The sequence below is a fragment of the Amycolatopsis sp. lyj-109 genome (genome assembly GCF_046548995.1).
Classification (GTDB): domain Bacteria; phylum Actinomycetota; class Actinomycetes; order Mycobacteriales; family Pseudonocardiaceae; genus Amycolatopsis.
This window is the reverse complement of the sequence record NZ_JAJPWR010000005.1, coordinates 110,166-130,393: the sequence shown is the minus strand read 5'-3', so window position 1 is coordinate 130,393 and position 20,228 is coordinate 110,166. Positions and strand designations below refer to the sequence as shown.

At 71.1% G+C, this 20,228-nt stretch carries 22 protein-coding genes; 7 read left to right on the top strand and 15 right to left on the bottom strand.

Going from position 1 to position 20,228, the window contains the following annotated elements:
* Positions 1-111 precede the first annotated feature (111 nt).
* The 10 genes from ACLJQF_RS12660 to ACLJQF_RS12615 form a co-directional block, all read right to left on the bottom strand.
* A complete protein-coding gene (locus tag ACLJQF_RS12660; protein ID WP_410609009.1) occupies positions 112-786 on the bottom strand; it encodes a GGDEF domain-containing protein in 675 nt (224 codons plus the stop codon).
* 120 nt (positions 787-906) lie between these two features.
* Positions 907-1,470: an isopentenyl-diphosphate Delta-isomerase gene (gene idi, locus ACLJQF_RS12655; protein ID WP_410608473.1), complete on the bottom strand. Its 564-nt coding sequence runs from the start codon at positions 1,468-1,470 to the stop codon at positions 907-909.
* Between the two features lie 87 nt (positions 1,471-1,557).
* A complete protein-coding gene (locus tag ACLJQF_RS12650) occupies positions 1,558-2,391 on the bottom strand; it encodes an alpha/beta fold hydrolase (protein WP_410608472.1) in 834 nt (277 codons plus the stop codon).
* The gene (locus ACLJQF_RS12645) at positions 2,388-2,645 is read right to left on the bottom strand and encodes a hypothetical protein (RefSeq protein ID WP_410608471.1); all 258 of its coding nucleotides are present in this window, start codon (positions 2,643-2,645) and stop codon (positions 2,388-2,390) included. The genes ACLJQF_RS12650 and ACLJQF_RS12645 overlap by 4 nt, the downstream gene beginning before the upstream one ends.
* Before the next feature lie 12 nt (positions 2,646-2,657).
* Positions 2,658-3,185, bottom strand: a complete 528-nt coding sequence (locus ACLJQF_RS12640) for a cysteine hydrolase family protein (protein ID WP_410608470.1) — start codon at positions 3,183-3,185, stop codon at positions 2,658-2,660.
* Positions 3,182-4,615 (bottom strand): purine-cytosine permease family protein, encoded by a 1,434-nt coding sequence (locus ACLJQF_RS12635; protein WP_410608469.1) that lies wholly within the window; start codon positions 4,613-4,615, stop codon positions 3,182-3,184. Before ACLJQF_RS12635 ends, ACLJQF_RS12640 begins: the two co-directional genes overlap by 4 nt.
* Positions 4,612-5,487, bottom strand: coding sequence for a PfkB family carbohydrate kinase (locus tag ACLJQF_RS12630; protein WP_410608468.1), 876 nt, complete (start codon positions 5,485-5,487; stop codon positions 4,612-4,614). Before ACLJQF_RS12630 ends, ACLJQF_RS12635 begins: the two co-directional genes overlap by 4 nt.
* On the bottom strand, positions 5,484-6,479 hold the full coding sequence (locus ACLJQF_RS12625; protein ID WP_410608467.1) for an ADP-ribosylglycohydrolase family protein: 996 nt from the start codon (positions 6,477-6,479) through the stop codon (positions 5,484-5,486). Before ACLJQF_RS12625 ends, ACLJQF_RS12630 begins: the two co-directional genes overlap by 4 nt.
* On the bottom strand, positions 6,476-7,168 hold the full coding sequence (locus ACLJQF_RS12620; protein WP_410608466.1) for a GntR family transcriptional regulator: 693 nt from the start codon (positions 7,166-7,168) through the stop codon (positions 6,476-6,478). Before ACLJQF_RS12620 ends, ACLJQF_RS12625 begins: the two co-directional genes overlap by 4 nt.
* A 32-nt stretch (positions 7,169-7,200) precedes the next feature.
* The gene (locus ACLJQF_RS12615; protein WP_410608465.1) at positions 7,201-7,863 is read right to left on the bottom strand and encodes a VC0807 family protein; all 663 of its coding nucleotides are present in this window, start codon (positions 7,861-7,863) and stop codon (positions 7,201-7,203) included.
* A gap of 109 nt (positions 7,864-7,972) precedes the next feature.
* On the opposite strand from ACLJQF_RS12615, the gene ACLJQF_RS12610 reads away from it, so the two are divergent.
* Complete coding sequence (locus ACLJQF_RS12610; protein ID WP_410608464.1) at positions 7,973-8,374, top strand: hypothetical protein; 402 nt, start codon at positions 7,973-7,975, stop codon at positions 8,372-8,374.
* On the opposite strand, the gene dusB is transcribed toward ACLJQF_RS12610, so the two are convergent.
* The 3 genes from dusB to ACLJQF_RS12595 all read right to left on the bottom strand — a co-directional run bounded on the left by dusB (position 8,295) and on the right by ACLJQF_RS12595 (position 10,946).
* Entirely contained in the window at positions 8,295-9,434 is a 1,140-nt protein-coding gene (gene dusB, locus ACLJQF_RS12605; protein ID WP_410608463.1) for a tRNA dihydrouridine synthase DusB, read from the bottom strand. The genes ACLJQF_RS12610 and dusB overlap by 80 nt on opposite strands.
* Positions 9,435-9,546: 112 nt before the next feature.
* Entirely contained in the window at positions 9,547-9,816 is a 270-nt protein-coding gene (locus ACLJQF_RS12600; protein ID WP_410608462.1) for a hypothetical protein, read from the bottom strand.
* 587 nt (positions 9,817-10,403) lie between these two features.
* Positions 10,404-10,946 (bottom strand): hypothetical protein, encoded by a 543-nt coding sequence (locus tag ACLJQF_RS12595; RefSeq protein ID WP_410608461.1) that lies wholly within the window; start codon positions 10,944-10,946, stop codon positions 10,404-10,406.
* 57 nt (positions 10,947-11,003) lie between these two features.
* Here ACLJQF_RS12595 and ACLJQF_RS12590 point away from each other — a divergent pair, with 57 nt between their 5' ends.
* From ACLJQF_RS12590 to ACLJQF_RS12580, 3 genes are all read left to right on the top strand, one after another.
* On the top strand, positions 11,004-11,969 hold the full coding sequence (locus ACLJQF_RS12590; protein ID WP_410608460.1) for a Gfo/Idh/MocA family protein: 966 nt from the start codon (positions 11,004-11,006) through the stop codon (positions 11,967-11,969).
* 59 nt (positions 11,970-12,028) lie between these two features.
* The gene (locus ACLJQF_RS12585; RefSeq protein WP_410608459.1) at positions 12,029-13,909 is read left to right on the top strand and encodes a DUF2339 domain-containing protein; all 1,881 of its coding nucleotides are present in this window, start codon (positions 12,029-12,031) and stop codon (positions 13,907-13,909) included.
* Positions 13,910-14,035: 126 nt separating this feature from the next.
* Positions 14,036-14,425: a TIGR03667 family PPOX class F420-dependent oxidoreductase gene (locus tag ACLJQF_RS12580; protein ID WP_410608458.1), complete on the top strand. Its 390-nt coding sequence runs from the start codon at positions 14,036-14,038 to the stop codon at positions 14,423-14,425.
* Positions 14,426-14,427: 2 nt separating this feature from the next.
* Here ACLJQF_RS12580 and ACLJQF_RS12575 read toward each other — a convergent pair whose 3' ends face one another.
* Positions 14,428-14,991 (bottom strand): superoxide dismutase, encoded by a 564-nt coding sequence (locus tag ACLJQF_RS12575; protein ID WP_410608457.1) that lies wholly within the window; start codon positions 14,989-14,991, stop codon positions 14,428-14,430.
* Between the two features lie 125 nt (positions 14,992-15,116).
* Here ACLJQF_RS12575 and ACLJQF_RS12570 point away from each other — a divergent pair, with 125 nt between their 5' ends.
* A complete protein-coding gene (locus tag ACLJQF_RS12570; protein ID WP_410608456.1) occupies positions 15,117-15,605 on the top strand; it encodes a DUF6328 family protein in 489 nt (162 codons plus the stop codon).
* Here ACLJQF_RS12570 and ACLJQF_RS12565 read toward each other — a convergent pair.
* Entirely contained in the window at positions 15,581-15,973 is a 393-nt protein-coding gene (locus ACLJQF_RS12565; RefSeq protein ID WP_410608455.1) for a VOC family protein, read from the bottom strand. The genes ACLJQF_RS12570 and ACLJQF_RS12565 overlap by 25 nt on opposite strands.
* Positions 15,974-16,051: 78 nt before the next feature.
* Between ACLJQF_RS12565 and ACLJQF_RS12560 the strand changes: the two genes are divergently transcribed.
* Together ACLJQF_RS12560 and helR are read left to right on the top strand one after the other, a co-directional pair.
* A complete protein-coding gene (locus ACLJQF_RS12560; protein WP_410608454.1) occupies positions 16,052-17,869 on the top strand; it encodes a LamG-like jellyroll fold domain-containing protein in 1,818 nt (605 codons plus the stop codon).
* A gap of 99 nt (positions 17,870-17,968) precedes the next feature.
* Entirely contained in the window at positions 17,969-20,218 is a 2,250-nt protein-coding gene (helR, locus tag ACLJQF_RS12555; RefSeq protein ID WP_410608453.1) for an RNA polymerase recycling motor ATPase HelR, read from the top strand.
* The last annotated feature ends 10 nt before the right edge of the window (positions 20,219-20,228 follow it).

The window sequence follows — 20,228 nt, the reverse complement described above, 5'->3', positions numbered from 1 at the left end:
CGTGACGACACCCCTCCGGAATTTTCTTCACCTTGAGTCGACGAACGGCCGGTGTGCGTCGACAAACGGGTGATACCGCCTCTCGGCGGACGGAGTAATGCGCCGTTTGCGTTACTCAGAGTGGGTTATTAAGTGTGTCGTTTGCGCGTCCTGATAGACGACTTTGTTGCGGCCCGCGCGTTTCGCCGCATAAAGCAGGATGTCCGCGTGACGCAGCTGGCGCTCCGGAGACACGGGCGTCCCGTACGCGTGCGCCAGGCCGGCGCTGATCGTCACCCGCAGTCCCGACTGGAGTTCTGACCAGGGATGACGGGCGACGCGCAACCGGGCGTCGTCGACGACGCGGACGGCCTGCCCGGCGTCGACCCCCGGCAGCCACAGGACGAACTCCTCGCCGCCGTAGCGGGCGCAGAAGCCGCCCGGCGGGAGGTCCTCCTGGAGGAGATCGGCGACCCGGCGCAGGACGCGGTCGCCGACGAGGTGACCGTACGTGTCGTTGACGCTCTTGAAGCGGTCGAGATCGATCAACGCCAGCGCCAGCGGCGGCCGGTCGGTGAACGGTCCGTACAGCCGCTCGTCGAGGTAACGGCGGTTGTAACTCGACGTCAGCGCGTCGCGGAGACTGCCGTCGCGGGCGATCTCCAGCGCGGACCGCAGGTGCTGGTAGGCGCGCCGCCAATCGCCCTGGGTGGCGAAGAGGCCGGCGATGGCCTCGTGGAGGCGGAGCAGGTCCGGCGGCGGCGGGCTGGCTGTCCGGCCCGGCGCGCCTTCGCCCTCGGCGACCATCCCCACCTCGACCACCCCTTGGTATTCGTCGAGGGGACGGCCGCGCTTGAGGTGCCGGTGCGGAAGAAGATGAATTTCGCTCAAACGGGACTGCGGCGGTAACTCTCCGGAGTGCTCGGTTCAGAGTCCGGCGAAGGGTTCGATGCTCTTGAGCTGTGCGTACTGGTCCTTGGCCCAGTAACTCACATTAGCCGTCGCGTCGTTCAGCAACTCCGTGTAGTCGGCCCAGGCGACCCAGCGCCAGTCGCCGACCTCTTCCGGATTCGGCGCCGGCTCGACCTCGGCCCACGCGGTGAACACCGGGCAGAACTCGTTTTCGACGATCCCCTGGAACGGCGGCGTCCGGTAGCGGTAGTTCGGCAGCACGCAGTGCAACCCGGACAGCGACGGCAGCCCGAGCTCGTAGCCCGCGCGGCGCTCGACGGCGTCCTCGAGCTCTTCGCCGGGCGCGGGGTGGCCGCAGACGCTGTTGGTCCAGACGCCCGGCCAGACCTTCTTGTGGAGGGCGCGCTGGGTGATCAGCAGGGCGTTGTCGCTGCGCCGCAGGACGTAGCACGAGAAGGCCAGGTGCAACCGGGTGTGTTCGTGGTGGCTGGCCAGCTTCGGGCCGGTCTCGCCGGTGGGCACGCCGTCCTCGGTGACGAAGACGACCTGCTCGGTCTCGGGTTCGGTCGCGGTATCCACGCGCCCCAGTGAACACGACGGCCCGCGGTGCGCCGTACCGCGAGGCGGGTGGGTTACCCGCGGTCCGCCCGGCGGGGTGACGGGCCGTCACCCCGCGTGGAGGTGCTCCACGAGCAGCGAGGTGACGGCTTCCGGTGCCTCCTCGGGCACCCAGTGCGAGATGTCCTCCAGCATCTCGAACCGGTAGGGCCCGGTGACCCAGTTGGCGGTGTCGAGCGCGGCGGTGGAGCCGAAGGAGACGTCCTCGGTGCTCCAGATGTACAGCGTCGGCACGGCGATCTTGCCGATCTTCCCGCCCGGCCGCCCGGCGCGGTACCAGTTGAGGGCGGCGGTGAGCGCGCCCGGCTCGGCCAGCCGCTGCACGTAGTCGTCGACCTTCGAAGGCGACACCCGCCGCTCGAACATGTCGCGCAGCGCGCGGGCGTCGTTCTCCAGCATCCGCCGCTCGGTGACGCGGGTCTGCCGCCACTCGGTCATGTAGCGCGTACGCAGGTGCTGGTCCTCGTCGGTCTTCATGGCCTCGGCGAGCGCGGCGGGGTGCGGCGTGGAGACGACGGCGAGGCTGCGCAGCCGTTCGGGGTGCGCGTCGGCGGTCCACCAGGCGACGGCGCCACCCCAGTCGTGCCCGACGAGGTCGAACTTCGGCCACCCCAGCGCTTCGGTGATCGCGACGACGTCCCCGACGAGGTGATCGATGGCGTAGTCGCCGGCCTGCTCCGGCCGCACCCCGGGCGAGTAACCGCGCTGATCCGGCGCGACGGCCCGGAACCCGAGCACCCCGAGCGTGGCGACCTGGTGCTCCCACTCGGTCGCGGCTTCGGGAAAGCCGTGCAGCAGCAGCACGGGCCGCCCGTCTTCGGGCCCGGCGGCGATTGCGTCGAAGGAACCGGCTTCGGTGGGGATGCTGATGTGGTCGATCACGCAGGCGAATCTACTTCGGCGATCGAGACGACCACGGCACTGCCCGGTCCGAGCTGCTCGGCGCCGACGGGTTCGACGTAACCGCTCACCTCGACCCGCAGCCCGGACAGCCACGTCAGGTCGGTCAGGTCGGAGCCGGTGAGATCGAGCAGCCGCAGCTCGGTGAGCCCGGCGATCGGGCCCGGATTGACGGGCGGACAGGCGATCAGGCGCAGCCGCCGCAGCCCGGCTGCCCACCGGCTGAGCAGGGTCACGTCCTCACGAGCTTAGCCGAGCACTTCGGTGGTCGTGGCCACCTTCACCAGCGGGCCGTACAGCCGCATGATGTCCAGCGCCTTCGCGTGGCTCGCGTCGTCCACGCCCGCGCACGCATCGGACACCACCGTCACCGCGACACCCGCGTCCGCCGCGGCCAGCGCTGTCGACAGCACGCAGCAGTCCGTTGAGACGCCCGCCAGTACCAGGCCTGCGCCGCCCACCCGGGTGGCCATGCGGGCGTTCCACTTGCCGAACGTTGTCGCGTCCACTGTGGAGGGTGGGTCGAACGTGTCGACCACCTGGTACAGCGGCGCGTCCGGTGGCTGCAGGGCGAACGGCCATTGCTCGTAGTACCGCTGCCACGCCCCTTCCGGCCGTGAAGGTGCGACGAACCGCGTGAACACGACGTCGTTGCCGAAAGCCGTGACCAGCCGGTGGATCGGCGGGACGACCTCGGCGAAGCGTGGGGTGAACCACGGGCTCGCCGGGTCGGCGAAGACGTTCTGCAGGTCGATGACCGCCAGGATTCGCTTCACGCCGCCTCCTGTTCGCGGACCCGCCGCCGCGTCAGCAATGTCACCAGGAAGCCCAGGGTCAGCGCCAGCAGGACGCCGAGGTTCGCGAAGGCCCATGCGCCCTCGCGGCCGCCCAGCCCCCACGGTTCCAGCAGGTAGCCCTGCCATTTCAGCCAGTCCGCGGACGTGTTCGTCACCAGGCCCCAGCCGAGCGCCGTGGCCACCAGGACCAGGGCGATCGGGCCGATCCGGACGTCGCCGTAGCGGCCGGCCGGGTCGAACAGCTCGCGCTCGGCGTAGTCGCCTCGGCGCAGCAGGACGTCCGCCAGCATCACGCCGCACCACGCCGCGACCGGGACGCCCAGTGTCACCAGGAAACCCTGGAACTGGCCGAGGAACTCGCCGCCGAAGAAGACGATGTAGATCGTGCCGAGGATCATGATCACGCCGTCGACCAGCGCTGCCGCCGGGCGGGGGATGCGCAGGCCGGCCGAGAGCAGGGCCAGCCCCGACGAGTAGATGTCCAGCACCGCGCCGCCGACCAGGCCGAGCACCGCGACGATCGCGAACGGCACCAGGAACCACAGCGGCAGCAACGTCGTCAGCGCGCCGATCGGGTCCAGCGCGATCGCCTTGTTCAGGTCCGGTGACGAGCCGGCCAGCAGCAGCCCGAACACCAGCAGCACCACCGGCGCCACCGACGCGCCGAACGTCGTCCAGCCGACCACGCCCCGGCTCGACGACGACCGCGGCAGGTAGCGCGAGTAGTCCGCGGCCGCGTTGACCCAGCCGAGGCCGAAGCCGGTCATCAGGAACACCAGCGCCCCGACCCACTGCTGGGCCGAGCCGGACGGCAGCGCGCGCACCGCCTCCCAGTGCACATCGCCGGCCACGAGGACCACGTAGACGACCGTGAGCACCCCGGTGATCCAGGTGATCCACGTCTGCAGCTTCATGATCGCGTCGAAGCCGAGCACGCCGGCGGCGACGGTCAGCGCCGCCACCACGACGAGCGCGACCACCTTCGTCGGCGTCCCGCCGCCCCAGCCGAGGCGCTCGAACACGGTCGCCGTGGCCAGCGTCGCCAGCGCGGCGAGCACGGTCTCCCAGCCGACCGTCAGCAGCCACGAGATCGCCGACGGCAGCCGGTTGCCGCGCACGCCGAACGCCGCCCGCGAGAGCAGCATCGTCGGCGCCGATCCGCGTTTGCCCGCGATGGCGATGAACCCGCACAGCAGGAACGAGAACAGGATGCCGACGACACCGGCGACCAGCGCCTGCCCGAACGAAATGCCGAAGCCGAGGGTGAACGAGCCGTAGCTCAGCCCCAGCACCGACACGTTCGCGCCGAACCACGGCCAGAACAGCTGCCGCGGGCGCCCGCGCCGCTCGGCATCGTCGATCACGTCGAGGCCGTTCGTCTCCACCTCGAGCCTGCGGGAACCGGTCATCGCATGGCCTCCACCAGCTGGTCGATCTCTGCGCGGCACGGCGAGGTCGCCGGGCCGCGCCGGGTCACCGAAAGCGCGGCCGCCGCGTTGGCGCGCACGGCGGCGTCGAGGACGGTACTGCCGCACAACAGCTCCGCGGCCAGCACGCCGCAGTGCGTGTCGCCGGCGCCGGTGGTGTCCACCGCGTCGACCGGGAACCCGGGGACGTCGGTGAACCGGCCGTTTTCGTTGACGCGGCAGCCCTTCGCGCCGTCGCGGACGACGGCGATCGGGGGCAGCTCGCCCAGCACGTCGGCTTCGCGGGCGTTGCAACTCACTATGTCTACTGTGGACAGAATTTCACGAAGGTCTCCAGGGTTGACGTCGGCGATGAGCGGGCCGGGATCGAACAGGATTCTCGAGCCGGGCAGCCGAGGCAGCCACTCGAGGAGGGCCGCGCGATTGATCTCGTGCAACAAACTGTATCCGCTCACGTACACCACGTCGTCCTTCTTTGGGAGGACCCGGTCGAGCAGTTCGGCGCGCAGCCGTCCTTCGGCGCCGGTGCCGGTCGCGAAGGTGCGCTCGCCGGTCGCGTCGACCAGCACCACGACGACGCCGGTGTCCACTTCGGACGTCGGTTCGTGCGCCAGTTCCACGCCTTCGGCCGTGAGAGCCGCGCGGGCGAGGTCGCCGAACCCGCCGGTGCCGTGGCTGCCCGCGTAGAGCACGCGGGCGCCGGAGCGCGCAGCAGCGGCCATGACGTTGAAACCGCCGCCCGGCACCAGGTTCGTCGACGAGGCGAGGACATCGCCGCCGAGCGGTGGCAGGGCCGGCACCGCCATGACCAGGTCGACGACGACCTGCCCGGTGTGCACCAGCCGCCCGGTCACCGGCGGCGCAGCTTCAGGAGTTCGTCGACCAGCGGCCCGAATTCGAGCCGGTTGACGGCGAGCACGGTTTCGACGACGTCGGGGCGGAAGGCGCCGACCCCGTGCGCGGCGCCGAGCATCGCCCCGCAGATCGCGGCGACGGTGTCGGTGTCGCCGCCGAGCCCGGCGGCCAGGCGCAGCGCCGCCGGCGGGTCGTCGCCCATGGCTTCGGCCAGCGCGAACGCGGCCACGACGGACTCCTGCGACGCGACCGACGTGCCGATGACCTGCGCGACCGCGTCGGCGACGGCGGCCGGGGCCATGCCCCGCACCCAGTCGCGCGCCCAGCGGATCCGGGCGGCGATCTCCCCGCCGGGCGCCCAGTGCCCGCGTTCCCCGCCGACGACGGCGGCGCGCTCGCCCGCGTCGAGCGCTTCGGCCAGGTTCGCGCCGTCGACTCCGGCGGAGACGGTGGCCGCGACCGCGGCGGCCGACGCGATGCCCAGGCTCGTGTTGTGCGTGACCCGCGCGGTCGCGACGACCGCGTCGACCAGCCGGTGCAGGTTGTCCGACGGTGTGGCGATGCCGACCGGCGCGACTCGCATGGCGGCGCCGTTGGTGGTGCCGGTGCGGCCGGCTTCGTCGGCCGGGACGCCGTCCTGGAGCCGGGCGAGCGCACGTTTGGTGGACGGCCCGAGCAGGTCCGCGGAGCCGCGGCGGACCATGTCGGCCTCCCAGATCAGCAGCGCGTCGGCGAAGACCTGCGGCTCGACGACGCCGCGGCCGTCGATGAGCAGCCGGGCCACCATGACGGCCTGCTCGGTGTCGTCGGTGACCGAGCCGGCGGGCATCAGCGGCGCGACCGGCTGCTCGGCGACGGCGGCGAGCAGGCCGGTGACCGGCCCGTAGGTGGCGGCGATCGCGGCGCGGGACATCGACTGCGTCGGCATGCCGAGCGCGTCGCCGACGGCCAGCCCGGTGAACGCGCCGAGTGCCCGGTCCCGCGCGGTCACCGGTGTCCGAACGTGAGGTGGAACTGGAACCGGTCCGGGTCCAGGAGGCTGACGACCCGCTCGACGAGCCGGCCTTCGACGTCGACCGACGTGCGTTCGGCGCGGAGGAAGAGTTCGCCGACGCTCCGGCCGAGGAGTCCGGCGGCGCAGGCGTCGAGGCGTTCGGTGCTGATCCACTGGTCGCCGCCGACGGAGATCCGCCCGGCCGCATCGAGGGTCTTGGTCAGGGAACCGTCCTGCAGACCCGTCGCGGGGAGGTCGGCGAGCGGCCCGACGGCGGGCACGGTGGCGGTTTCGAGCGAGATCCCGCGGTCGTGTTCCCGCCGCAGCCGCCGCACGGCGACGTAGGCCTGCTCACCGAATTCTTCTTCGAGGGCCGTGTCTTCGACGGTTTCGATGCCGAGCAGTTCGGTGGTGACCGGTGCGCCGGCGTCTTCGAGGGCGCGGGCCCAGCCGAGCCGCTGGTCGAGCTGGACGCCGTCGAAGGTGACGAACGAGCCGACACCGGCCTGGGTGGAGATGAGCTCGAGCTGCTGGAGCTCGGACAGCGCGCTGCGGACGGTGCCGCGGCTGACCTGGTACTGCAGGGCGAGCTGGTTCTCGCCGGGGAGGCGTTCGCCGTGGGCGAGACGCCCGGAGCGGATCAGGTCGGTGAGGTCGCCGACCAGCTGCTGCCGCTTGCTGTACATGTACACACCTGTACTCCGGGCCCTGTCGCTGGTCAAGCGGCGACGAGCTCCCGCCGCCGGGCTTCTTCGGCGACCATCTTGCCCGCTTCCTTGGCGCTCAGGCCGGCGACCAGCATGATCACCGCGAACGAGGCGACGAAGACGACCGTGCTCAGCCACACCATCGTGGACACCGGCAGGGTGAAGGCGCCGATCACCCGGGCGGCGCTTTCCAGCATGAACCCGACACCCCAGATGTAGCTGCTGCGGCGGAGGACGGTGGCGAACCGCCGGTTGCCCAACAGCCGGTCCCAGGCCTCTTCGTGGTCGGCCTGGCCGTGGGTGAGGAAGGGGCGCAGGGCCTTCGTCATGATCGGCTGCGCGGTGAACGCGGAGATCAGGATGACGAGCCCGGTGATGCCGCTGCCGATCGAGTCCTTGGCGATCATCATGCGGGCGTCCCCGGAGACGAAGGTCAGCAGCATGCCGACGACGTTGGTCACGAGGACGACGAGGGCGAGCCCGTTGATCGTCCGGTTCCTGGCGAACTGGAAGAGGGTCCGGGCGAGCGGGAAGACCCCGGAGAGGGCGAGCGCGGTGAAGTCGCTCACGCCGAGCGAGTGGAGGCCGTAGTAGACGCCGAGGGGAACGGCGATCTCGATCGCGAGGTTCTTGAGCGGGGAGCCGGCGGGCTGGTTCGTCTTCGTCGTCGTCATGAGAAGAGCTTGTCGCGGTGGCGGCGCCGGGAAGGATGCCGTCCGCCACGACTTCGGCCTGACAGATGTCACGGCCTCACATTCCGCGTGGCTGCGTCGTCTACTGGGTATGACGACGTTCTTGCGCGGCACGATCGCGCTGCAGACGCTGGCGCTCTTCCTTGCGCCGGTCACCGCAGGCCTGCTGCTGACCACCCCGAACGGGCACGTCCTGCACAGCGCTTCGGCGTACACGGTGTGGGTCGTCGCCGTGGTGCAAGTGATCGCCGCGGTCCTGGTGTGGCGGCCGGGTGGGGGCTCGCCACGGGTGGTCGTCCACGCGGTCGTGTTCCTGGGGCTCGTGACCGCGCAGGTGTTCCTCGGGATCGCGCACGTCAAGACCGTGCACGTGCCGCTGGGGGTGCTGCTGTTCGGCCTGAGCCTGGTACAGCTCAGCCGCCCGAGTGCATGTCTTCGGCTTCGGGGACGCAGTCGTCGTCCGGATCGTCGAGCCAGCCATGTGGCAGCGTGACCTTGCCCGGGGAGCCCTGACGCCCGCGGGGGCCGTCGGCGTTGTCGGGGAACGGGGCGTCGTGGTCGAGGCGGCCGATGAGGTCGTCGAGTTCGGGCAGGCCGGACACCATCGCGAAGCCGCGGCGGAGTTCGGAGCCGACCGGGAAGTTCATGAAGTACCAGGCCATGTGCTTGCGCAGGTCGCGCAGGGCCTTGGTCTCGCCGTCGTGCTGGATGAGCAGTTCGGCGTGGCGGCGCAGGACTTTCGCGACCTCGCCGAGGTTCGGCGGCGTGGGCAGGGGTCGTCCGGCGAAGGCGGCTTCGAGTTCGCCGAACAGCCACGGCCGGCCGAGGCAGCCGCGGCCGACGACGACGCCGTCGCAGCCGGTTTCGTCGACCATGCGCAGGGCGTCGGCGGCGGAGAAGATGTCGCCGTTGCCGAGCACCGGGATGCTGGTGACGGCTTCCTTCAGCGCGGCGATCTTCGTCCAGTCGGCCTGACCGGAGTAGCGCTGCGCGGCGGTTCGGGAGTGCAGGCTGACGGCGGCGGCGCCCTCGGCCTCGGCGATGCGGCCGGCGTCGAGGTAGGTGTGGTGGTCGTCGTCGATGCCGATGCGGAACTTCACCGTGAACGGCGTGTCCCCGGCGGCCTTCACGGACTCGCGCACGATGGCTTCGAACAGCTTGCGCTTGAACGGCAGCGCGGCCCCGCCGCCCTTGCGCGTCACCTTCGCGACCGGGCAGCCGAAGTTGGAGTCGACGTGATCGGCGAGGCCTTCGCCGACGATGATCCGGACGGCTTCGGCCATGGTCTTCGGGTCGACGCCGTAGAGCTGCATGGACCTGGGCTTTTCGTCGGCTCCGAAGGTCATCATGTGCATGGTGCCGGGGTGCCGTTCGACGACGGCGCGGGCGGTGATCATCTCGCAGACGTAGATGCCGGCGCCGTACTCGGCGCACAGCTGCCGGAAGGCGACGTTGGTGATGCCGGCCATCGGTGCGAGCACGACCGGCGGATCGACCTGGTAGGGGCCGATCTTCAGGGCGGGCTTGCTCAGGGTGGCGGTCACGTCCTCCATTGTCCCTTGTGGTGTCGGTCACGGGGCAGCAGGGCTGTGTCGATCGACAGTCGATGTGGTCGGCCGGCCCCGACGATGATCCGCCGCTCCGCGATGGGTGGGAAGAGTGACCTCAGACGGACTTCACCAGCTGGCTGATCCGCTGAGGCGAGACACGGAGGATGCGCGCGGCATCCTGTTTGGACAGCCCGCTGCTCAACAGCCGACGCACGACTTGGCGAGTTCTTTCGGCTGCCTTTCGCTGTGCCTGATCGGCGTCGCGGGTCGCTTCTTTGGCACGCTTCACCTCATCGCCCAAGGGGCCTGGGAGGTCGAAGTCGATCTGTACGTCGAATTCTTCGAGGGGAATGTCCTCCATGATGGCCACCAGGTCTGCGGCCATGCGCTGAGCCTCAGCTGTGGACCGCCCTTGGGTGGCTCCGACCCCGGCGACCTCCACGACCCACCACTTGTCTTCGCGATGTGCTGTTGCGCTGTACGTTTTCATTGCAACCATCCCCGGGGAAGACAGGTCATCTGCAGCCGTGGCCAGTCAGCGCGGCGACAACATCCGTCCGCTTCATCGGCTTGAACACCATGAGTGTGACTCTAGGGGGGCTAGAGTGTCAAGATAAAGCCCGGCTAGAGGGATTGGCTCAATGGAGTGCCCTTCGCCGACGATGATCCGGACGGCTTCGGCCATGGTCTTCGGGTCGACCCCGTAGAGCTGCATCTTCAGGGCTTGTGGTTTCGATCACGTCGAGATTGGGCGGTGACGCGGCCTTGCGGGCTCTCCGGCGACCTGGTGTCCCGAGCAGCAAATATCGGCAGATTGACGGAGTAACTGTCGGCAGATCCACGACAGCGCGGTCGGCAGACCAGCGTGCGATCGTCGGCAGATCCGCGAGAGCGGGTGGCCGAGTTGTCTTGCGCAACCACCCGGACGGTGCGCGGCGAAACCCCGGCGATCGGAGCGAGCACGACGACGGCCTACTTGTTCCAGACCGTGACGTCCCCCGTGACGCCTCCGTCGATACGGTCGCTCACCCCGGTGACGTCGACCCGGAACACGCGGCCCTCCGCCGTCCGGCCGCACACGTGATTGCCCTTCTCGACGCCGCTGATGTACGTGGCACCGTGCTCGTCGACCGTCGATCCGCAGCCCGCGTTGTCCGGGGTTCCGCTGCTCGTCCAGACCGCCAGCTTGCCCGCGTCGTGGTAGCTCTCGAACACGCCGCCGGTGCCGCCGACGATGTACGTGTCGCCCGTGCGCTTCGGGGGGTTCAAGTCCAGGTTGAACCGGCCGAACTCGAGGTGGCCCTGGTAGTAGACCGTCGCCGCGGCGGCCGGCGCGGAGCCGGCCGTCGAAGGTGGCGAAGGGTGGGCGGCCGTGGCGGAGCTGCCCGCCGGCGGATCTTCGCCGCCGCCCTTGAACAGTCCGCCGAAGTCGGCGATGCCGCTCAGCAGCGCGCCGATCGCGCCCATCAGCGCGACAGCCCCCGCGATGCACCCGGCCTTCTTCGCCTCCGCCATCCCACTTCCCCTCATGGTGATCGATTCGTCACTCTAAACAGGCATAGGGTCCGGCGTATGACGAACGCGCCCCTGCGCTGGGGAATCATGGGTACCGGTGGGATCGCCGGCGCCTTCGCCCAGGACCTGCGGCTCACCGGGTCCGGCGTGGTCGCCGCGGTCGGGTCACGCACCGCTGACAGCGCCGGGCGGTTTGCCGACGGGCTCAGCATCCCCACCCGTCACAGCAGTTACGAAGCCCTCGCGAGCGATCCGGACGTCGACGTCGTCTACGTCGCCACCCCGCATCCCCTGCACCACGCCAACGCCCGGCTCGCCCTCGAAGCCGGGAAGCCCGTACTCGTCGAGAAGCCGTTCACGATGAACGCCGACGAAGCCCGCGACCTCGTCGACCTGGCGCGCACCAAGGACCTCTTCCTGATGGAGGCGATGTGGACGCGCTTCCTACCGCACATCCGGCACATCCGCGAGCTGTTGCCGAGCCTCGGGGACGTCGTCACCGTCGCCGCCGATCACGGGCAGTGGTTCGCCGAAGACCCCGCCTTCCGGCTGTTCGCGCCCGAACTGGGCGGGGGCGCCCTGCTCGACCTGGGGATCTACCCCATGTCGTTCGCGTCGATGGTCCTCGGGCCGCCGGAACGGGTGGCCGCGATGGCGACGCCCACCTTCACCGGCGTCGACGCCCAGACGTCGATGCTGTTCGGCTACGCGAGTGGTGCGCAAGCCCTCCTGACCTGCACTCTGAGCGCCGTTTCGCCGACCACCGCGACGATCGTCGGCACCGACGCGCGCATCGAGGTCGACGGCCCCTTCTACGCTCCCGCGTCCTTCACCTTCATCCCACGCGAAGGCGAGCGAAGCCGCTTCGAATACGTCGATGAGGGCCGTGGCCTGCGGCACCAGGCCGACGAAGTGGCGCTGCGGCTGGCCGCCGGGGAGACCGAAAGCCCCTTCATGCGGCTCGCCGAGACCGTGTCGATCATGACCACCATGGACGAGGTGTTGGCCGCGACCAGGACGTGACCCGGGATTGAGTAGTGCTACGGATCCGCAGGTGACGCGGGTGCGTGACCCTGTCCGATATGACCACCGAAGCAGATGTGCTCCTCCGGCTCGCCGGCGAGATCGACGACCTGGGGCGTCGTCTCGCCCTGGTGGGTTCCGAACTGCGGACCGTCGGGGACGAGCAGCCCGAGCAAGCCGACCAGCCCACGCAGGCCGCACAGCCGGAGCAGGCCCCGCAACCGCAACCTGCGCAGCCACAACCTGCGCCGCCACCCCCGCCGCAGCCGCAACCGGAGCCGCCGCCCCGGCCGACGCGGCCCGAGTCGGTCCCCTGGCCGCAGTACCAGTGGCAGCCGCCGCCGCAGCCGCAGTACGTCCCGCCGCCGCAGCCGCACTACCCGCCGCCGTCGTTCCACCCGCCGGTTCCGCGGCAGACGCTGGGCGAGAAGCTCGGCAAGGAAGGCGCCGGCAGCCGCGTGCTCGCCTGGGTCGGCGGGGCCGTGACGCTGCTCGGCGTCGTCCTGCTGCTCGTGCTCGCCGTGCAGCGCGGCTGGCTCGGGCCGCTGCCGCGGGTGCTCGTCGGCGCCGGGTTCGGGCTGGCGCTGACCGGCACCGGGGTGTGGCTGCACCGCAAGCCCGCCGGCCGCACCGGGGCCTTCGCGCTGGCCGCGACCGGTATCGCGACGCTCTACCTGGACGTCGTCGCCGCGACCTCGCTGTACGAGTTCCTGCCGGTGCTCGCCGGGCTCGCCGCCGGGCTGGCGGTCGCCGTCGGCGGGCTGCTCGTGGCCGTGCGCTGGGAGTCGCCGCTGCTGGCCTCCGCCGTCGTCATCGGCTGTGTCGTGTGCGCGCCGATGATCGTCGGTGGGTTCACCCCCGAACTGGTCACCTTCCTGCTGATGGTCCAGCTCGCGACGGCGCCGGTGCAGCTGCGCCGCGACTGGTCGTCGCTGACGCTCGCCGCCGGGGTCCCGCCGCTGTTCGCCTCCGTGATCAGCTCGGCGTGGCTCGGCGGTGGCGGCAGCTGGGCCAACACCGCCGCGGCCGGTGGCGCCGGCGGCACCGGGCTGGTGCTCGCGCTGATCGTGCTGCGCCGCCGCGAGAACGACCCCGCCGCGCTCTCGCTGCTGGCGACCGCCGTGCTGCCCACGCTCGTCGCGGCGGTGCTGCTGCCGAAGACCCAAGCGGTGCCGATCACGGCCGGGGCGGGTGTCCTGCTGCTCGCCGTCTGGGCGGCCCGCCGCTTCTGGCCCGGGTTCGCCGGGCAGGTGGCCGGCCTGGCCGCGCTGCTCGCACTCCTGCAGGCGACGGTCACCCAGTTCGACGGCCCGGCGCGCGCCGGCGTGCTGCTCGGTGAGGCCCTGCTGCTGGTCGTGGCCGCGGTGGGCGGCCGCAACCGGGGCGCGCTGGCCGCCGCGCTCGGGTTCGCGGCGATCGGCGGCCTGCTCGGCGTGGTCTTCGACGTCACGCCCGTGCTGCTGATCGTCCCCAGCACCCACCCGGTCGGCGAGCTGACCGGCGCGCTGGTGGTCGCCGCGCTCATCCTCGCCGTGTCGGTGGCCCTGCCGTGGGCCGCCGCGCGCCTGACGGTGTTCCGCGGGCCGGCCGAGGACCTGCCGATCTGGCTGCTCGCCGGGGTATCGGCGCTGTACGGGGCCGCCGGGGTCGTGTTGTGCGGAGCGCTGCTGGCGGTCCCCGGCCGGACGGGGTTCCTCCTCGGCCACGCGCTGATCACGGTGTCCTGGACGATCGCGGCGCTCGGGCTGCTCCTGCGCGGGATCGACGTCGTCGCGCTGCGGGTGACCGGACTGATCCTGGTCGGCGCCGCGGTGCTCAAGCTGGTCCTGTTCGACCTGTCGGCGCTCGACGGGCTGGCCAGGGTCGGTGCGTTCCTCGGCGCGGGCCTGGTGCTGCTGGGGGCCGGGACGCGGTACGCGCGGCGGGTCGCGTCGCGCTGAGACAACCGGGGCTGCGCCCCGGGCCGGGGGCTCCGCCACCCGGACCCCGAAAGCCGCTAGGCCGGGAAGAACTGTCGGTGCCCCGTGGTTACCTGGATCACAGACCGACGACCAGGGGGCACCGACATGGCACAACCGAATCTCGCGGACCGGGCCGGCGAGCCGATCGCCTGGCTGACCACAGTCACGCCGAAGGGGCGGCCCGCACCGCGGCCCGTGTGGTTCGTCCTCGACGGCGAAGACATCGTGGTGTTCAGCGAGCCCGGCACCGCGAAACTCCGGCACATCGAGGCGAACCCGGACGTGAGCTTCCACCTCAACAGCGACGAGCACGGCGGCTCGGTCCTCGTGGTGAACGGGAAAGCGCACGTCGAGGCGGGCAAGGCCTCCGAGGCGCCCGGGTACCTCGACAAGTACGGCTCCCACTACGCGGCGATCGGCCTGACCGCGGACGGGTTCGACGCCAGGTACTCCGTCCGCATCCGCGTGGTGCCCGAGCGCTCCTGGGGGTTCTGAAACTAGAAATCGACGGTCAGGCAGGCCAGCCGGGCGCCGGCCGTGCCCGCGTGGCCGGGATCGGTGTGCGTGGAGGTCTCGTGGACGACCACGGACTTCGCCCGCCGGGCGGCGAACGTCCAGTCCACTGTGGACCGGGCGAGGCCGGTGCCGGCCCGGTCGGTGGTGAAGTCGAGCCAGATCTCGTTGCGCGCGTTCGCGTACGCGGGGTCCACCGACGGCTTCACCGGGTCCGGCGCGTACTGGAAGTGCGGCCCGGCGGCGTCGCCGGTGGCGCCGCACGGCTGGGCGTGCGCGTGGGCGCCGTAGGCGCGTCCCGGCCGCAGGCCGGTGACGAAGAGCAGGGTGGTCGTGCCGGCGGGCGCGGCCGAAAGGCTGAACACGTGCGCCCGGGCGCCGGCCGGGACGAGGTCGGGGCGGTACGTCACGGCGGGTGCGCCCGGGGCATACGCGGTGAACGTGCCGTGCGCGGTCACGAACCGCGCCGGTGACGACGATGCGGCGGCGGTGCCGGGAGCGAGCACGGCGACGGCGGCCGCGGCGGCCAAGGCGGGAAGAAGACGCATTTCCCCTCTTTAACCAGTTGCTCGGGGCGCCGCCATGATCATCACCCGGACGAGTGACCGATTTGGTGGAAAAGTTACGAATCTCCCATCCGGTGAACGCTCGTGGACCCCGTTATGGTCGTCTGGTGCCCGAACACACCGGCGAAACCCGCAACGAACAACTCACGCGCAACGTCGGCGAGCTGCTGCAAGAGCTGCGTGTCGCGCAGGCCGGGGTGCAGATCCTCTTCGGCTTCCTGCTGTCGGTCGTGTTCACCGACCGGTTCCACGACGCCAGCGGGTTCGAGAAGTCGCTGCACCTGTCCGCGGTGACGCTCGCGGTGGCGGCCACGGCCCTGCTGACCGCGCCCGCGGCGTGGCACCGGCTGCTGTTCCGCACGGGCAGCCGGGAGCGGATCCTGACCGTCGGCAACCGGCTCGTGCTGGTCGGACTGGTCTGCCTGGCCCTGGCGATCACGTCCACGGTCGCGCTGATCGCCAAGGTCGTCTACGGCTGGATCGCCATGGGGATCTTGGGCGTGCTGTGCGTGCTGATCTTCGGGATCCTCTGGTTCGTCATGCCGATCCGGATGCACCCGGCCAACGGCGTTCAGCCGACGGGCCCGCCCAGGTAGAGCGTGTCCTCCTGGACGAAGCAGAGCGGGTTGCCGAACGGGTCGTCGGCGTAGAAGGAGCGTTCGCCCCAGAACTGCGTCTCGATGGCGTCGTCGGCCCAGCGCGGCCCGGCGGCGCGCACTCGCTCGAACGTCTCCTCGACGTCCTCGACCGCGAGGTAGACGATCCGCGGGTCCCGCTGCGGGCGCGGCTCGCGGTGTTCGAGCGGGGCCTCGACGCAGGCCAGCACCACGCCGCCGCAGGTGAAGTAGTGCCGGTTGACGGAGATCCGCTCGCCGGGGTCGCCGAAGACGGCCGAGTAGAACGCGACGGCGACCTCGATGTCGTCGACGGGCTGGATCAACCGGAACACCCGTGGGCCGCTCATGCGGGCACAGTACCGCTGTTCATTTCGTGTTCGGCAGCAGTTGCCGGGGTGGTCGGAAGCCGCACGTAGCTTCCGCCCGTGACTGACACTTCTCGCCGGACCTTCCTCCTCGGCGCACCGGCCGTCGCCGCCGCGGCGACCCTGCCGAACGTCCTCGGCGCGCCGGCCGCCCAAGCCGCCGGGCGGCACCGCCCGGACACCGAAGATCCGCGCTTCACGCTCGTGGTCATGCCCGACACGCAGTACCTGTTCGACGAGGACCGCGGCGACGCGGCCCCGCTGGACGCCTCGCTGCGATACGTCCTCGAAGAGGCGGACGACAACGTTGTCTTCCTCGCCCACCTCGGGGACCTCACCCAGAACGGCCGCGCGGACGAGTTCGCCCGCGTCAGCCGGTCGTTCCAGGCGCTCGACCGCCGCCGGTTCCCGTACAGCACCCTCGCGGGCAACCACGACATCGACGGCTCGAAGGACGACCAGCGCGGCCCGTCGCCGTACCTCGACGCGTTCGGCCCCCAGCGTCAGCGCACCTCGCCGACGTTCCGCGGCGCGACGAAGGACGGCTACAACAGCTACCACGTCTTCCGCGGCGGCGGCCGCGAGTGGCTGCTGCTCGCTCTCGACTGGCGCCCGTCGGCGGGCGGCCTGAACTGGGCCAAGCAGGTCCTCGCGCAGCACCCGGGGTTGCCGGCGATCCTCACCATCCACGAGCTGGTCTGGGCCGACGACAACGCCCAGGCGCAGTTCTCGACGTTCGGCGAGCACGTGTGGCAGGAACTCGTCGAGGGCAACGACCAGATCTTCCTCACGCTCAACGGCCACTACTGGCCGACCGGGCGGACCGTCCGGAAGAACGCCGCCGGGCACGACGTGCACGTCCACATCGCCAACTACCAGGACCGCTACTACGGCGGCAGCGCGATGATCCGGCTCTACCGGTTCGACCTGGCGCGCGGCGTGATCGACGTCCGGACGGTCTCGCCGTGGCTCGCCGCGCAGGACCACCTGAGCGAAATGCAGCAAGTCGAGGTCGAGCGCAGCGGATCGGCCGACTACTTCAGCCTGGAGATCGACTTCGCCGAGCGCTTCGGTGGCTTCGCACCGGTGCCGGTCCCGCCCGGACGGCCGGCGAGGCAGCTGCTGATCCCCGGAACTGTCGCGTACTGGCGTTTCGAAGGCGGCCAGGACGGCAAGGTGGTGCCGGACGACGTCGTCGTGCGCGATCAGACCGGCCGCGGCAACGACCTCACGCGCGTCACCGCGCCCGGGAGCGGGCCGGACGCCTTGAAGTACTCGAACGAGTTCTCGCCGCGGCAGCCGTCACGGGCGAGCCTGCGGTTCGACGGCAGCCGCGATCCCAGCCGGGGCGCGTACCTGCGCACGGTCGACGCGGCGCCGATCAACAAGCTCGAGTTCGAACGCGGTTACACGGTCGAGGCGTTCTTCCGGCTGCCGGCGAACTTCAAGGACGGCCACCACGGCTGGTGCGGCCTGTTCGCCCGGCAGGGCAGCGGCGCGGCCGCGGGCAAGACCGGCGACGACCCGCGGGAGTCGGCGGCCACACTGTCCCTTTCGGACGGTGGTGAGCTGCAGTGGGCGGTGTACCCGCTGAACCAGGACCGGACCTCGACGAACTGGGGGCACGAGCTGCCGGTGGAGAAGTGGTGGCACGTCGCCGTGGTCAACGACGGCCGGCGCACGACGATGTACGTCGACGGCTGCCCGGTGGTCCGGAACCCGGCCACGCCCGCGGTCGGGCTCGCCGATCCGGGTGGGCCGTGGCTGGTCGGTGCGTCGTCCTACGAGGGGAAGGTCGACCGGAGTTTTGCGGGGCTGCTGGGTGACGTGCGGGTGGTGGACCGGCCGCTGAACCCGCGTGAATTCATGCTGGGCTGAGCCTCTTGACAGCGGGTGGACAATAAAAAATCGGCGTGTTCTTCGAGAAAGCAGAAGAACCGCCGAACCTGATAAGAGTCTAACCGCTGTGAGGGGAACTTGTCAAACCAGGGGTACGACGAGGAATTGCGGGAAGAACGGGCCTACGTCGCCGCGCTGTACGAGCGGCTCGACCGCGAGCGCGCGGCGGCGCAGGCCCGCTACCACGGTGCACTCGGGCAAACCGGGGTGACGCCGGGAGAACGGGAGACCGACGTCCGCTGCCGGTCGCGGGAGGCGGCCCGGCTGGACGTCGCCGACAACGGTCTGTGCTTCGGCCGGTTGGACGCCCTTTCGGGCGAAACCAGCTATATCGGCCGGGTCGGCCTGTTCGACGCGGAAAACGACTACGAACCGTTCCTGCTGGATTGGCGGGCACCGGCGGCGCGGCCGTTCTACGTCGCCACGGCGGCGCGGCCGGAAAACATGCGTCGCCGTCGTCAGTTCCGCACGATGGGCCGCCGGGTCCTCGATTTCACCGATGAGGTTCTGGGGCGCCCAGGCTCGGACGACTTCGGGGGGCCTGGGGGGTCGTCCCCCCTGCAATGTCTCAGCGAACGCGGGGACGCGGCCTTGCTCGCCGCCGTCAACGCACCCCGCGGCGAGGGCATGCGGGACATCGTCGCGACCATCCAGGCCGAGCAGGACGAGATCATCCGCCTCGGGCACACCGGGGTGCTGGTGGTCGAAGGCGGCCCCGGCACCGGCAAGACGGCCGTCGCCCTGCACCGGGTGGCGTACCTGCTCTACACCCGGCGCGAGCGGATGTCCCGCAGCGGCGTGCTCGTGGTCGGGCCGAGCCCGCTGTTCCTCGACCACATCGGCCGCGTGCTGCCGTCGCTCGGCGAGTCGGACGTCGTCTTCCGGACCACCGGCGACCTGGTGCCCGGGCTGCGCGTCACGGCCGAGGACCGGCCGGAGGTGGCACGGCTCAAGGGTTCGCGGCGGATCATCGACGTGCTGGCCGCCGCGATCGCCGACCGCCAGCGGGTGCCCGGGGAACCGGTGCCGATCGACCTGGGCGACGTCACGGTGGCGCTCGACGCCGAGCTCGTGGCCGAGGCCCGGCTCGCAGCACGCGAGACCGGGCTGCCGCACAACGAAGCCCGCCCGGTCTTCCGCGAGCACGCCGCGGCGCTCGTCGCCGAGCGGGCCGTGGCGAAGACCGGCGAAGGCTGGCTGACGCGGGAGGATCGCGGGCTGTGGGCGGATCTGCGCGCCGGCGTCCTCGACGAGCTCGCCGAGGACGAAACTTTCGGTGCCGCGCTCGACGCGCTGTGGCCGTACCTGACACCGGAGACGCTGCTGGCGCCGCTGTACGGGTCTCCGCGTCGCCTCGAGGCCGCCGGGGCCGATCCGGCGCTGTTCCGCGCGGACGGCACGGCCTGGACCGTGTCGGACGTGCCGCTGCTCGATGAGCTGGTCGACCTGCTCGGCCGGGACGACACCGAGGAACGTGCGGCCGCGCGCCGGCGGGCGGAAGCGGAGGCCGAGTACGCCTCCGGCGTCATGGAGCTGATGAAGCTGGACGCCGAAGAGCTGGACGAGGACGTGGCGCTGGTGGCCGAGAACCTCCTCGACGCCGAAGACCTGGCCGGCCGGTTCACCGAGCGCGACCCCCGCGACCTGGCCGAGCGGGCGGCCGCGGACCGCGACTGGACGTACGGGCACGTCGTCGTCGACGAGGCCCAGGAACTGTCCGAAATGGACTGGCGAGTGCTGATGCGGCGGTGCCCCAGCAGGTCGTTCACGATCGTCGGCGACCTCGCTCAACGCCGCTCGGCGGCCGGGGTGACGGCGTGGGGCGCGGTGCTCGACCCGTATGTCGGCGACCGCTGGCTGTACCGGGAGCTGACCGTGAACTACCGGACGCCGGCGGAGATCATGACCGTCGCGAACGCACTGCTGGCGCGGTTCGCGCCGGCCGTGCGGCCGCCGGAATCGGTGCGTGCGTGCGGGGTCCGGCCGTGGTCCAGACGAGTGACCGGCGACGAGCTGCCCGGTGCCGTCGAAGACTTCGTCCGCGAGGAGGCCGGCCGCGAAGGCACCAGCGTCGTGCTCGGTCCGCCGGGGGTGCCGGGAACGATCCCGGCCGCGGCGGCCAAAGGACTGGAGTTCGACGCCGTGCTCGTCGTCGAACCGGAGCGGATCCTGGCCGCGGGCCCGCGCGGCGCGGCCGAGCTCTACGTCGCGCTCACGCGCGCCACGCAGCGCCTCGGGGTGCTGCACCGGGATCCGCTCCCGGCGGCGCTGACCGGCCTCGCCGAGGCCGGGGTGCCCGTGAGGTCCGGGCACCGGCGACTCCTGTAGCGAACGGAGG